This window comes from Streptomyces sp. NPDC008238 (assembly GCF_042956445.1).
GTDB lineage: Bacteria > Actinomycetota > Actinomycetes > Streptomycetales > Streptomycetaceae > Actinacidiphila.
This window is the reverse complement of record NZ_JBIBGK010000014.1, coordinates 155,642-168,213: the sequence shown is the minus strand read 5'-3', so window position 1 is coordinate 168,213 and position 12,572 is coordinate 155,642. Positions and strand designations below refer to the sequence as shown.

General features: G+C 71.5%; 13 protein-coding genes. 4 read left to right on the top strand and 9 right to left on the bottom strand.

Annotated elements, in window-relative coordinates:
• Positions 1–55 precede the first annotated feature (55 nt).
• Positions 56–475, top strand: a complete 420-nt coding sequence (locus tag ACFZAU_RS26175) for a hypothetical protein (RefSeq protein ID WP_500554186.1) — start codon at positions 56–58, stop codon at positions 473–475.
• 108 nt (positions 476–583) lie between these two features.
• On the opposite strand, the gene ACFZAU_RS26170 is transcribed toward ACFZAU_RS26175, so the two are convergent.
• Positions 584–2,050 (bottom strand): APC family permease, encoded by a 1,467-nt coding sequence (locus tag ACFZAU_RS26170; RefSeq protein WP_500554185.1) that lies wholly within the window; start codon positions 2,048–2,050, stop codon positions 584–586.
• A gap of 342 nt (positions 2,051–2,392) precedes the next feature.
• Here ACFZAU_RS26170 and ACFZAU_RS26165 point away from each other — a divergent pair, with 342 nt between their 5' ends.
• Entirely contained in the window at positions 2,393–3,244 is an 852-nt protein-coding gene (locus ACFZAU_RS26165; protein WP_500554184.1) for a hypothetical protein, read from the top strand.
• A gap of 252 nt (positions 3,245–3,496) precedes the next feature.
• Positions 3,497–4,891, top strand: coding sequence for a vanadium-dependent haloperoxidase (locus ACFZAU_RS26160; RefSeq protein ID WP_500554183.1), 1,395 nt, complete (start codon positions 3,497–3,499; stop codon positions 4,889–4,891).
• A gap of 54 nt (positions 4,892–4,945) precedes the next feature.
• On the opposite strand, the gene ACFZAU_RS26155 is transcribed toward ACFZAU_RS26160, so the two are convergent.
• The 7 genes from ACFZAU_RS26155 to rpsB all read right to left on the bottom strand — a co-directional run bounded on the left by ACFZAU_RS26155 (position 4,946) and on the right by rpsB (position 11,104).
• Positions 4,946–5,569 (bottom strand): DUF4253 domain-containing protein, encoded by a 624-nt coding sequence (locus tag ACFZAU_RS26155; protein ID WP_500554182.1) that lies wholly within the window; start codon positions 5,567–5,569, stop codon positions 4,946–4,948.
• Positions 5,570–5,896: 327 nt separating this feature from the next.
• Positions 5,897–6,286 carry a DUF6233 domain-containing protein gene (locus ACFZAU_RS26150; protein ID WP_500554181.1) on the bottom strand — a complete coding sequence of 130 codons (390 nt, stop codon included), beginning with the start codon at positions 6,284–6,286 and terminating at the stop codon, positions 5,897–5,899.
• Positions 6,287–6,474: 188 nt separating this feature from the next.
• A complete protein-coding gene (locus tag ACFZAU_RS26145) occupies positions 6,475–7,476 on the bottom strand; it encodes a phosphatidate cytidylyltransferase (protein WP_500554180.1) in 1,002 nt (333 codons plus the stop codon).
• A gap of 115 nt (positions 7,477–7,591) precedes the next feature.
• Positions 7,592–8,149: a ribosome recycling factor gene (gene frr / locus ACFZAU_RS26140; RefSeq protein ID WP_500554220.1), complete on the bottom strand. Its 558-nt coding sequence runs from the start codon at positions 8,147–8,149 to the stop codon at positions 7,592–7,594.
• Positions 8,150–8,283: 134 nt separating this feature from the next.
• Positions 8,284–9,048: a UMP kinase gene (pyrH, locus tag ACFZAU_RS26135; RefSeq protein ID WP_499602163.1), complete on the bottom strand. Its 765-nt coding sequence runs from the start codon at positions 9,046–9,048 to the stop codon at positions 8,284–8,286.
• Between the two features lie 162 nt (positions 9,049–9,210).
• Positions 9,211–10,047, bottom strand: a complete 837-nt coding sequence (gene tsf, locus ACFZAU_RS26130; RefSeq protein WP_500464735.1) for a translation elongation factor Ts — start codon at positions 10,045–10,047, stop codon at positions 9,211–9,213.
• 115 nt (positions 10,048–10,162) lie between these two features.
• Entirely contained in the window at positions 10,163–11,104 is a 942-nt protein-coding gene (gene rpsB / locus ACFZAU_RS26125) for a 30S ribosomal protein S2 (RefSeq protein WP_500554179.1), read from the bottom strand.
• A 285-nt stretch (positions 11,105–11,389) separates the two neighbouring features.
• Here rpsB and ACFZAU_RS26120 point away from each other — a divergent pair, with 285 nt between their 5' ends.
• Positions 11,390–12,019, top strand: coding sequence for a murein hydrolase activator EnvC family protein (locus tag ACFZAU_RS26120; protein WP_500554178.1), 630 nt, complete (start codon positions 11,390–11,392; stop codon positions 12,017–12,019).
• Here ACFZAU_RS26120 and ACFZAU_RS26115 read toward each other — a convergent pair.
• Positions 11,988–12,545 carry a TetR/AcrR family transcriptional regulator gene (locus ACFZAU_RS26115; protein ID WP_500554219.1) on the bottom strand — a complete coding sequence of 186 codons (558 nt, stop codon included), beginning with the start codon at positions 12,543–12,545 and terminating at the stop codon, positions 11,988–11,990. The two genes, ACFZAU_RS26120 and ACFZAU_RS26115, sit on opposite strands and share 32 nt — an antisense overlap.
• Between the last annotated feature and the right edge of the window lie 27 nt (positions 12,546–12,572).

The following is a 12,572-nucleotide window of genomic DNA, read 5'->3' as shown; positions in this document are numbered from 1 at the left end:
GGCATCGGGCGACCGGTGCAGCAACGCCACGGGCTGTCGTGAGAACGGGTGGGCAGTGAACGTAGAGAGACTCTCGCCGGAGAATTTCGGAGCCTTCACCGCGAGATTCGGGCAGTTCGAAGACGCCGTGATCACTGGCATTCGATTCCGTGTGCCAAGAGGTTCGGTGGAGGCGCGAACCGTCACGCTCGACATCCAAGCCGTGGACCTGGCAGGGGATGGCGAGTGGCGTCTTGTTCACATCACCGTCGGAGGCGTCAGCGCTTACAGATTCGTTTGCGGCGAGCAGCACTCGTACTTTGTCCTGTCGGACGGCCTGAAGCTGGGCTGTGCACCTGATCATTGCGTCCTGGACCTCGATCCGGGGCCGGACGAGTGGTCGCCGGAACAGGTTGGTGCTCAGCACGAATACTCGAAGCAATACGCCATCGGAACGTGGTGCGACTATTCGGTCTCCGACGGGCCGTTCATCTGATCTCGCACCAAGGTTTCGCGCGCTGACCGGGCTTCACATGAGCGCCTGCCGGTGTTGGAGAGCCGCGCCGGGCGGGACCGCGTGTACCGCGGACGCGTTCGCGGCGCCTCAGTGCTTGAAGACGTCCACCCCGCCGGGCTCCGCCTCCAAGGACCGGCGGTCGAAGATCAGCATGCCGAGGAAGAACAGCCCGCCCACGACGAGCAGCCCCACCACGATCACCAGGGGGACCAGCGCCTCCTGCGGTGTCACCAGGGCGATGAGCGCGACGACTGTCCACACCAGGGCGGCGAGGGCGACGGGCAGTTCGAGGCGTCCGAGGTCGAAGGCGCCCTTGCGGCGGCCCAGGCGCTTGCGGACCGCGAGGTAGAGGACGATCGTCGCGCCGTAGATGAGGGCCGGGAGGATCGTCGACGCCGTGATGAGCTCCAGCAGCGCGGCGCCCGGGAGCGCCACCATCAGGACGACGCCCATGGCGAAGATCAGCACGGTGGCCGGGATCGGGGTCCGCGTGTACGGGTTGACCCGGCGCATCAGCCGGTGCGCGGGGAAGCGCCCGTCGCGCGACATGGCGAAGATGATCCGCGAGCACGCGACCATCACCACCATCCCCGCCCCGAAGAAGGCGAACGTGATCGCGACCAGCAGGGTCCGTTCCATGACCGGACCGAGCTGGTCCCGCATGATCGTGGCGACCGGAGAGCCGTCGCGGCTGATCCGGGGGACGTCCTCGATGGCGACGGTGAGCGTGATCAGGAAGAGCATGCCCAGCAGTCCCGCGGCCACGACCGAGCCGACGATCGCCCGGGGGACGCTGCGGTAGGGGTCCTTGGCCTCCTCCGCGAGGTTCGCGGCGGAGTCGAAGCCGACGAGCGTGGCCAGACCCATGATCATCGCGATCATGAGCCCGCCGCCGACAACGAAGTAGTGCGGGGCGTCCTCGGTGACGCCGCGTGAGGTGAGGTTGCCGACGGCGCCGTTCCCGGTGACCGCCGCCGCGATGACGAGCGCGACCGCCATCACCACGACCAGCGCGAGTTCCAGGCCGACGGCCGCGGTGTTGATCAGGCTGACGAGGCGGGTCGATGCCACGGCGAGCACGGCCTGCACGAGCAGCACCACGAGCGTGATGACGCGCGCCGAGTCCTCGTCCGGCCTCATGCCGGCGAGCGGCATGAAAGCCTGGCTCGCGAGGGCGTTGTCGATCGCGACCACGGCGATCGCGAGGTAGCAGAACGTCAGCCAGCCGAACCCCCAGCCCACCTTCGGGTCGGCCAGCCGCGAGGCCCACTGGTACGAGGAGCCGCTGAGGGCGATGCGTCCCGCGAGCTGCGCGACCACGAGGGCCACCAAGGACTGCCCGACCGCGACGAGGATCCAGAGCCAGATGCCCACGGGGCCCGCGTTCTGCAGCACGTCGTCGTAGGTCGAGAAGATGCCGACGGCCACGGAGATGAACGCGAACGAGATCGCGAAGACCTGGAAGGAGCCGAGCGTCCGTTTCAGCTCCTGCTGGTATCCCCCCTCCTCGACGGACCGCTCGCCGGCCGCCTCGTCCGCCGGGGCTTCCGCCACCTCGGTCACCTCGTCCCCGCTCGGGACCCGCTCCGGGCCTCTTCCGTTTTCCACATGTATGTCATGAATGTTGTCCGGCCTGCATTCTGAGGCCCCCTCGGCTGCCGGGGCTCCGCGAACGTTGGCCAGCGCTGCACGGCTCACGGAGGGTCAGGGTCTGTCGAGGCACGGGGCGTCGATCGGGTGAGCGCGGCCCGGTGGGAGGGAACGGGCTGCGCCACTGGGATGACCTTGGCGCCGGACGCCGGTGGGCGCGGGTACGGATCCCGCCGACAGGGGCCCGAGCCGTGCCGGAAGGCCCTCCGGTTCGGTGCCGGCCAGAGATCGACGAGGAGTGTCTCCATGCGTCCTGCAGACAGGACCCCGCCGCCCTGCGGGCGGTCCCTTCGACGGTTCGGACGGCTCGCCGGCGCGGTGGTGCCGGCGGCCCTGATCGCCACCGTGATATCCGCGGCCTCCCTGACGACGGCTCAGGCGGCCGACTCGGACGGCGCTCCCGCGCCCGCGGCATCGGCGTCCGGCCTCCCCTGGCCCGACCCGTACAACGACCCGTACGCCGACCCGTACGACGACCCGTACGACGACCCGTACTACCCGTACCCCGGCGACGGCGTCGATTCCGGTCCCGGACTCGGGCTCGGCCCCGGGCTGGGCCTCGGGCCCCTCCTCGGCTCCGGTCCGCTCCTCGGTTCCGGTCCTCTCCTCGACCCCGGTCGCGGGCCCCTTCTCGGCCCCGGTACCAGCCCCATCGTCGACAGCGGTGCCGGTCCCGTCATCGACCCCGCCGCCCCGCTCCTCGGCCCCGGCCGCGGGCCCTTCGTGGCCCCCTTCCCCGGCCCCGGCAGGCTCTCAGGATGCGACATCGACTCGGCCGGCGTGGCCAACGCGACCACCCGCGACTTCTCCGTCGCCGTTGTCCGCGGCCGTACGTTCGTCGGGCAGCGCGACACCGTCCCGGTGGGCGGCACCTACACCTGGCAGGACCTCAGCGGGCTCCCCGGATACCCCGTCACCGGCGTGTGCGGCGCGAGCGTGAGCACCACCTCGACCGCGGAACTGTCGGTCAAGGTCGTCACCTTCCGCGGCGACGTGGCGGAGAACCGCTGCACCACCACCGGTGCCCTCCCGGTCTGCGGTGCGTGGAACCCGCTGCAGGGGCCCCTGCAGCCGCCGCCCCCGATCTCCATCCCCTGACCGGCCCGCGTCGACGGCCCGTCGCAGTGGGCGCCCGCCGGACGGCGGGCACCGCGGTGGCCGGTCGTACGAGGGACGGTCGTCCTCCGGTGGGTCCCGCCGGTGAGACGGAGGGCGGGAACCGGTCGCACACCTGAGGAACCGGGCGGACACCCCGCCCGGCCATGGGTAGGAACGACGTCGATGTGGCCCGAACCGGGCGGGAATCCCCTCCGGTCCGGATCGGGCCCGGCGTCGACGAGGAGTCTCCCCATGAGTCCTGCAGACAGGGCCGCCCCCTCCTCCGGGCGGCCCGCACAGTGGTACCGGCGGCTCGCCCGCATGATCGTTCCCGTGGCCCTCGCCGCCACCGCCGTATCGGCCGCCGCCTTCGTCCCTGCGCAGGCCGCGGGCAAGGAACGACGGCCCGCGGCGGATCCGGCCGCCGTCCGTGAGTGGAACGCCATCGCCACGGACGTCATCGGCACCAACCTCGGCGCGACCCGGCCCTCCGGGCAGGCGGTCGTCTGGCACGGGTTCGTCTCGGTCGCCGTCTACAACGCCGTGGTCGGCATCGAGGGACGCTACGCGCCCTACAAATGGCACGCGCGCGGCCCCGCGGGCGCATCACCGGAAGCGGCGGCCGTCACGGCCGCACACCACGTCCTGCTCTCCGACTTCCCCGCGTCCCGGGCCCTCCTCGACGCCGCGTACGCCGATTCCCTCGCCCGGATCCCCGACGGCACCGCCAAGCGGCAGGGCGTGGCCTTCGGGGCGCGCGCCGCGGACCGCGTCATACAACTGCGCGCAGGCGACGGCCGGTTCGCGACCGTGGAGTTCACCGTCCCGCCCGCGCCCGGCGTATGGCGGCCCACCTCACCGGGGAACCTGCCCTTCATCGACACCTGGCTCGCCCGGCTGCGCCCGCTGGTGCTGACGTCACCCTCCCAGTTCCGGCCCGGGCCGCCGCCCGCCCTGACCTCGGCCCGCTACGCCCGGGACGTGAACGAGGTGAGGACCATGGGCGCGAGGACGGGATCGCCCCGTACCGCGCAGCAGACCGAGACCGCCCTGTTCTTCGGGGGCAATCTGGCCGTACAGCTCCAGTCCGCGTTCCGCGACCACAGCGCACGCCACCGTCTGGACATCGCCGACACGGCACGGCTGTTCGCCGCGGCGAACGCGGCGGCGACCGACGCCGTCGTCACCGCGTGGGACGCCAAGCTCCACTACGGCTCCTGGCGACCCGTCACCGCCGTCCAACTCGCCGACACCGACGGCAATCCGGCGACCGAGGCCGATCCGCAGTGGCAGCCGCTGCTCGTCACGCCACCACACCCCGACCACATCAGCGGGCACGCGGCGGTCGCCGGGGCGGTCGCCCAGACCCTGGCGGGGCTCTTCGGCACGACCCGCGTCGACCTCACCTTCCCCTCCGACGCCACGGGCACCACACGGCACTACGACGACGCCGTGCGGTTCAACCAGGACATGATCGACGCCCGCGTCTGGGCCGGCATCCACACCCGTACCGCCGACACCGAAGGCTGCCTCGCGGGAGCCCGTGTCGCCCGCTGGACCCTCGCGCACTACTTCCGGCCACTCCATCGCCCGGCCCATGCCCCGCTGCCCGTCCCCCGAACGTGCCCTCCGGAAGCGGCGAGTTGACGCCCCCTCACCATCACATGCCCACACCGAGCGCGGGAGCGTGCCGGGCCCCGATCAGTCCCACCAGAACCTCCACATCTGCTTGCCCAGGAGTTCATGGGCCGCGAAGGTGCGCAGGGTGTCGTGCTCGCTCATCTGGGTGATGGTGTCCGGTGAGAACGCGAAGTGCTCCGCTGCGACGGCGAGGGCCTCGGCCATGGTGCTCGGCGGGGTCGCCACCGAAAGGGCCAGGCTGTCACGGTCGAGGGCGAGCATGCGTATGCCGAAGCGGTCCTCCCACGACCGCAGCACGGTGCACATGTCCTCGGCGTCGTCCGACCACTCGTCCGGCAGCCCGCGCACGTCCGCGAGGGCGGGCAGGTCCGTGCTGAGGCACCCCCGCTCCAGCACGCCCCAGTCGCCGTCCGCGGTCTCCTCGTCCTCCTCGTCCGCCCATTGGGCAAGGATCTCGGCGGCCAGCCGGTCGGGATCGGCCCGGAAGCCGGCCGGGGGCGCCGCGGCCCCCGGCCACCGGGGGCCGAAAGGAGCGACCAGCGCCTCGAACGTGTCCGGTTCACCGAAGACTTCGACCACCACGTCGCGTCCGGGGTAGTCGCGTCCCGACTCCGCGATTGCCTCCTGCACGTACCCTTCCCACCGCTCACCGAGGATCCGGTCCACCGTACGGTCAGCGCTCATCGTCTCCCCCGTTCCTCCGGCCATCGCACCCCGCGGACGCGCCGGCGACCTTCCCGCTCCGAAGCGACGGCACGTACACAGTCTGCGCGGAGGGTCTGACACTCCTGTTGCCGCTGGTGCCGCGGCAGTGGCTCAGCGCGCGTCAGGGTGCCTTTGGCCGTGGGCAGTTCGGCCGAAAGTCGGTACGCCACGGGACGCGTGGCCCTCCGGGACACCACGGTGTCCGGTCCCACCCATGGCAAGCGGCGACAGCGACAGCCGCGGAGACCAGACGTCTGCGCATGGGCATGGCGTACCTCTCGGGCCAGGGCAGCGGACACCAGGCCCTCAGGGAGTGCCGTCCGGCTCCGGGTGGCATATTTCGCACGGCGTGACGTCCGGCATGCCGAGCGCCACTTCGAACTCCTGCCGGTTCAGCCGGCCACCCCCGGGAACGCGGCAGTCGTCGCGGTGGAGGACGCCCCGGCCCGCGCCGCCCCGCGGATCAGGCACGCTCTGCAGCCGCCAGGCGCGGGCAGGGGTACGGGCGCCGCTCCTGCCCCCCGCTCGCCGCGCAGTGCCCTCCCCGGCCTCCGGCCCCTCCCCTGCCCCGGCCCCGGCCCCGGCGGGCGAACCGGACTCCGCCTCCTGGATCTTGGCGTCGACTGCGGCGATCTGCATCTGCAGATAGAGGCGTATCACCCGCAGGCGTTGCGGATCCGGAGGAAGCTCGTACACATGTTCGAGTGTAATTGGCGGACGCACCGCCGACCAGCATGCGTGGGCCACCGCACCCTGCGACCGCCGTCACGCCGGGCCGTCTACGGTCCAGGTCGGCAATGGTGGCGCCGCACACGACGCCGCCCCGTACGCGGGCGCGCGTACGGGGCGGGGCACAGCACGGGGGCGGTGAGGCCCGGCGGGGATCAGCCCGAGCCGACGAAGACGACGAGCAGCAGCCACACCACGGGGGCGGTCGGCAGCAGCGAGTCGAGGCGGTCCATGATGCCGCCGTGGCCGGGCAGCAGCTTGCCCATGTCCTTGATGCCGAGGTCCCGCTTGATCATGGACTCGCCCAGGTCGCCGAGGGTGGCGCTGGCCGCCACGGCGAGCCCCAGCAGCAGTCCCTGCCACCACTGCCCGTCGTCGATCAGGAACTGCAGGGACAGGGCGCCCGCGACCATCGCGAAGGTGATCGCGCCGACCAGGCCCTCGCGGGTCTTGCCGGGGCTGATGCGGGGGGCGAGCTTGTGCGTGCCGAAGCGCCAGCCGACGGCGTAGGCACCGGTGTCGCTGATCACCGTGAGGAGCAGGAAGACGAAGACCCGCCACGGGCCGTCGTGCGCCGCGAGCATCATGACCACGAAGGTGGCCAGGAACGGCACGTAGAACGCGGCGAAGACGCCCGCCGTGACGTCGCGGAGGTAGTTCTCCGGGGGCTCCGTCATCCGCCACACCAGGACGGCGAGCGCGGTGAGCGCCATCGCCACCCAGGCGCCCTCCGCGCCGCGCACGTAACCCGCGACGACCATGGCGGCGCCGCCGACGGCGAGCGGCACCAGGGGAGCGCGAATCTCCTTGCGCTCGGCCAGACGCGAGGTGAGCTCCCACAGGCCCACCACGACCGCCGCGGCGACGACGCCCACGAAGACGGCCTTGACGATGAAGAGCGAGGCGATGATGACGACGCCGAGGCCGACGCCGACCCCTATCGCGGCGCGCAGGTTGCGCCCCGCGCTCTTCTTCGCCCGGCCGCCGTTCCCGCCCGCCGCCGAGGGCTGCGGTGCGGAACGGTCGGACCGGGCGGAGTGCCGCTCCGGTTCGGGGGCGTCGTCACGGAACAAGGGGCCGCCCATCCGGGTGCCTGATTCGTCCCCGCCTCCCCAGGAACCGGCGTGTGGCGAGGGCCCCCAAGAAGAGTCGTTCACGGAGTTCAGCCTCGCGTTTTCGTCCGGTCCGGGTCGGTCGGATGGATGGTCGGGTGGATGGGTGGCCCAGCCGCGGACGGGCCGGGCCGTGGAGCGGGTCCGGCAGCGCGCCGGATCAGACCTCCAGCAGCTCGGTTTCCTTGTGCTTGAGCAGCTCGTCGACCTGCGCCACGTACTTGTGGGTCGTGTCGTCGAGCTCCTTCTCCGCGCGGCGCACCTCGTCCTCGCCCGTCTCGCCGTCCTTGACGAGCTTGTCGAGGGTCTCCTTGGCCTTGCGGCGCACGCTGCGGATCGAGATCCGGGCGTCCTCCGCCTTGCCACGGGCGACCTTGATGTACTCCTTGCGCCGCTCCTCGGTGAGCTGCGGGAAGACCACCCGGATGATACGGCCGTCGTTGGTCGGGTTGACACCCAGGTCCGAATCCCGGATCGCCTGCTCGATGTTGCGCAGCGCCGAGTTGTCGAACGGGGTGATCACGGCCATCCGCGCCTCGGGCACCGCGAAGGAGGCGAGCTGGTTGATCGGGGTCGGGGCGCCGTAGTAGTCCGCCACGATCTTGTTGAACATCGCCGGGTGGGCGCGGCCGGTGCGGATCGCGGCGAAGTCCTCCTTGGCGACGACGACGGCCTTCTCCATCTTCTCCTCGGCTTCGAGGAGGGTCTCTTCAATCACCATGTGCTCCTGGTATTCAGAAGGCAGAGCCTCGGCCCTTGCGCGCGTCTTTCCTGCACGGTGTCCGACCGGCAGCGTCTTGTCCATCCCCGTTCCGGGCGGATCGCCGGCCGGGTTGCGGCCAGCGGCGTCCGTCAGCGGGCGCCCGTGTCGTTGACGAGCGTGCCGATCTTCTCACCCTTCACGGCCCGCGCGATGTTGCCCTCCGCGAGCAGCTCGAAGACGAGGATCGGGAGCTTGTTGTCCTGGCACAGCGTGATCGCCGTCAGGTCCGCGACGCGCAGGTCGCGGGCGATGACGTCGGCGTACTCCAGGGCGTCGAACATCACCGCGTCGGGGTTCGAGCGGGGGTCGGAGTCGTAGACCCCGTCGACCCCGTTCTTGCCCATCAGCAGCGCCTCGGCGTGGATCTCCAGGGCACGCTGCGCGGCGGTGGTGTCGGTGGAGAAGTACGGCATGCCCATACCGGCGCCGAAGATCACCACGCGGCCCTTCTCCAGGTGGCGCACGGCGCGCAGCGGGATGTAGGGCTCGGCGACCTGGCCCATGGTGATCGCCGTCTGCACCCGCGACTGGATGCCCTCCTTCTCCAGGAAGTCCTGGAGGGCGAGGCAGTTCATGACCGTGCCGAGCATGCCCATGTAGTCGGAACGGGCACGGTCCATGCCCCGCTGCTGGAGCTGGGCGCCGCGGAAGAAGTTGCCGCCGCCGATGACGACGGCGATCTCGTAGCCGTCGCGGACGACCGCGGCGATCTCGCGGGCCATCGTGTGCACGACGTCGGGGTCGACTCCGAGCCCCCCTCCGCCGGCGAAGGCCTCGCCGGAGAGCTTGAGCAGGTACCGGCCCTTGTGCGCGCTGCCGGTGGCGGTGGGTGCCTTGTCGGCGTCCTGTTCCATTGGAGATCTCCTCGTGCACGTACGAAGAAGGCCATTGCCGAGGGTCCGTGATGGTTCCCTGTGGGCAATGGCCTCCTCGTCACAACTGCGGCCCGCCGGTGAGCGGCCGGCTGCGTACGACCCTAGCGGGGCCGTCGGTCAAACGCTTGCGCGGCTGGTCGCTCAGACGCCGACGCGGAAGCGGGCGAAGCGCTTCAGCGAGACGCCGGCCTCGTCGAGCACCTTCTGGACGGTCTTCTTGTTGTCCTTGGCGAAGGCCTGCTCGAGGACGACGTTCTCCTTGAAGTAGCCGTTGACGCGACCCTCGACGATCTTCGTCAGGGCGGCCTCGGGCTTGCCCTCCTCGCGGGCGGTGGCCTCGGCGACGCGACGCTCGTTCTCGACGGTCTCGGCCGGCACCTCCTCGCGGGACAGGAAGGTCGGGGCGAAGGCGGCGATGTGCTGCGCGACGTCCTTGGCGACCTGGGCGTCCTCCTTGTCCAGCTCGACCAGGACGCCGACCTGCGGGGGCAGGTCCGGGCTGGTGCGGTGCAGGTAGGAGGCGACGTAGCCGTCGGTGAACTGCGCGAAGCGGTCCAGGACGATCTTCTCGCCGAGGGTGGCGTTGGCCTCGTCGACGAAGGCCTGGACGGTCTGGCCGTCCTTGATCTCGGAGGCGAGCAGCGTCTCCAGGTCGGCCGGCTTGCTGGCGGCGACGTGGGCGGCGATCGCGTCGGCGGCGGCGATGAACTTGTCGCCCTTGGCGACGAAGTCGGTCTCGCACTTGAGCTCGACGAGGACGCCCTCGCTGTTGTCACCGGCGATCAGGGACACGACGGCGCCGTTGGAGGCGGAGCGGCCCTCGCGCTTGGTGACGCCCTTCTGGCCCTTGACGCGGAGGATCTCGACGGCCTTGTCCAGGTCGCCCTCGGCCTCCTCGAGCGCCTTCTTGCAGTCCATCATGCCCGCGGCGGTCAGCTCGCGGAGCTTCTTGACGTCGGCGGCGGTGAAGTTCGCCATGGTCTGTCAGTCTCTTCTCGGAAGTCGGTGAATCCGGTGAGCGGTGGTTCTACGGACGAACGGCGGGGGCCGGAGCCCCCGCCGTCCTCACACGCATCGGAAGGCGGGCTGAGGCTCAGGCCTGCTCGGCGTCGGCGGCGGGCGCCTCGGCGGTCTCAGCGGCGGCCTCGGCCGGAGCGGCCTCAGTCGTCTCCGCAGCGTCCGTCTCCGCAGCGGCCTCGGCCGGAGCAGCCTCCGCCGGAGCGGCCTCGGCGGCCGGCGCCTCGGCGGCGGTCTCGTCGGCCTTCGCCTTGTCACCCTCGAGCAGCTCGCGCTCCCAGGCGGCCAGCGGCTCGCCCTCGGCCTTGTCACCGGCGGTGGCGGCACCGGAGCGGGCGATGAGGCCCTCGGCGACGGCGTCGGCGATCACGCGGGTCAGCAGGGTGACGGAGCGGATCGCGTCGTCGTTGCCCGGGATCTTGTAGTCGACCTCGTCGGGGTCGCAGTTGGTGTCGAGGATCGCGACGACCGGGATGCGCAGCTTGCGCGCCTCACCGACGGCGATGTGCTCCTTCTTGGTGTCCACGATCCAGACGGCGCTCGGCACCTTCTGCATCTCGCGGATACCGCCGAGGGTCTTCTCCAGCTTCTCCTTCTCACGGGAGAGGACCAGGAGCTCCTTCTTGGTGAGGCCGGAGGCGGCCACGTCCTCGAAGTCGATCTCCTCGAGCTCCTTCAGGCGCTGCAGGCGCTTGTAGACGGTCGAGAAGTTGGTGAGCATGCCGCCCAGCCAGCGCTGGTTGACGTAGGGCATGCCGACACGGGTCGCCTGCTCGGCGATGGCCTCCTGGGCCTGCTTCTTCGTACCGACGAAGAGGATGGTGCCGCCGTGCGCGACGGTCTCCTTGACGAACTCGTAGGCGCGGTCGATGTACGACAGCGACTGGAGCAGGTCGATGATGTAGATGCCGTTGCGCTCGGTGAAGATGAAGCGCTTCATCTTCGGGTTCCAGCGGCGGGTCTGGTGCCCGAAGTGGACGCCGCTTTCCAGCAGCTCCCGCATCGTGACGACGGCCATGGCCGTACTCCTAGGGGTACTCGGTTTTCGCGGCCGCCGGACGGAGGCCACGCCTGACGCCCCGAACGCGCCGTGCCACGAGGGACCGAGGAGCGCGTCCACCGCTCGCTGTACGGCGGTGGCGGGGCGTGCGAAGTCGACCCGGTGACCCGGATCGCCATGGAAAGTGTACGGGACCGCCGGAGCGGCGGGCGACATCGTGCCTGGGGGCAGGGGCCGTCCGGGGTTGTCCACAGGCCGGTTCCATGATCGTCCCGTCGGTGCGGGAGGCGTCATCGTTGGCTCATGAGGACTTACGTGGTGGTGGTGTTGGCGGTGCTGGCGTGGCTCGGGGGGCTCGTGCACCCGGTGGGGGCCGTGGTCCGGGTGCCGGTGGTCCCGGCCGGCGGGGGCGCGGACCGGGCCTGGCCCGTGGCACCGGGCGACGGTGGGCGGCGGCCGGTCGTGGAGCGGGGGTTCGACCCGCCCGCCGTGCCGTGGGCGGCGGGGCACCGCGGGGTGGACCTGCGCGCGGGACCGGGCGCACCGGTGCGTGCGGCGGCGCCCGGGCGGGTGTCGTACGCCGGGCAGGTGGCGGGGCGCGGGGTGGTGGCGATCGAGCTCGCCGGTGGCTTGCGCATCACGTACCAGCCGGTGCGGGCCTCGGTCGTGGTGGGCGACGAGGTGGACGCGGGGCAGGTGGTGGGGGCGCTCGGGGGAGGCCCGTGGCACTGCCCCGGCGGCTGTCTGCACTGGGGGCTGCTGCGCGGGGACGTCTACCTCGACCCGCTGTCCCTGCTGCCGGAGGCGATGCTGCGCGGCGGACCGTCGCGGCTGCTGCCGGTGTTCGGGGTGCCCTTGCCGGAGGCCGCGGACGGGCCGGACGTGCGGCCGGTGGCGCCGCTCAGCCCAGTACGCCGCGCAGGGCCATGGTGACGGCCGCGTCGCCGATGGTGTCCGGCTCCTCGGCGGCGCCGAGCTCGATCCGGCGGACGGCGGAGTCGACGACGCCCTGGAGCAGCATCGCGGTGAGCCTCGGCTCGTCGTGGCCGAGCCCGGCGAGGGCTTCCACGACCATGGCGACCAGACCGCCGTGCGCGGCGCGGATCTTCTCGCGGGCGCCGGCGTCCAGTTCGCCCGCGGAGATCGCGACCACGGCCCGGTGCCGGCGGTCGCCGACGAGGGCGAGCTGACTGCGAACGTAGGCCTCGATCTTGGCCTCGGCGGTGGGGGCGGCCGCCATGGCCGCCTCGATCTCGGCCGCCCAGAGGGGGAAGTCGACGGCGCACAGCTCCTCGACGACGGCGGCCCGGGACCGGAAGTACTCGTAGACGGAGGACCGGGCCAGCCCGGTGCGCTCCGCCAGGGCGGGGAAGGTCAGGGCCTCCGTCCCGCCCTCGGAGAGCAGACTGCGCGCGGCGTCCAGCAGGGCGTCGCGCTGCATCGACCGGTGCTCGGCCACCGAGGCCGCTCGAATCTTGGGCACCTC

Excerpts from the sequence above, each read along its gene's own strand:
- pyrH (WP_499602163.1), bottom strand. The coding sequence starts at position 9,048 with ATGGAACAGGACGCCGACAAGGCACCCACCGCCACCGGCAGCGCGCAC.
- rpsB (WP_500554179.1), bottom strand. The coding sequence starts at position 11,104 with ATGGCCGTCGTCACGATGCGGGAGCTGCTGGAAAGCGGCGTCCACTTC.
- ACFZAU_RS26120 (WP_500554178.1), top strand. The coding sequence starts at position 11,390 with ATGAGGACTTACGTGGTGGTGGTGTTGGCGGTGCTGGCGTGGCTCGGG.
- ACFZAU_RS26160 (WP_500554183.1), top strand. The coding sequence starts at position 3,497 with ATGAGTCCTGCAGACAGGGCCGCCCCCTCCTCCGGGCGGCCCGCACAG.
- ACFZAU_RS26155 (WP_500554182.1), bottom strand. The coding sequence starts at position 5,569 with ATGAGCGCTGACCGTACGGTGGACCGGATCCTCGGTGAGCGGTGGGAA.
- ACFZAU_RS26165 (WP_500554184.1), top strand. The coding sequence starts at position 2,393 with ATGCGTCCTGCAGACAGGACCCCGCCGCCCTGCGGGCGGTCCCTTCGA.
- tsf (WP_500464735.1), bottom strand. The coding sequence starts at position 10,047 with ATGGCGAACTTCACCGCCGCCGACGTCAAGAAGCTCCGCGAGCTGACC.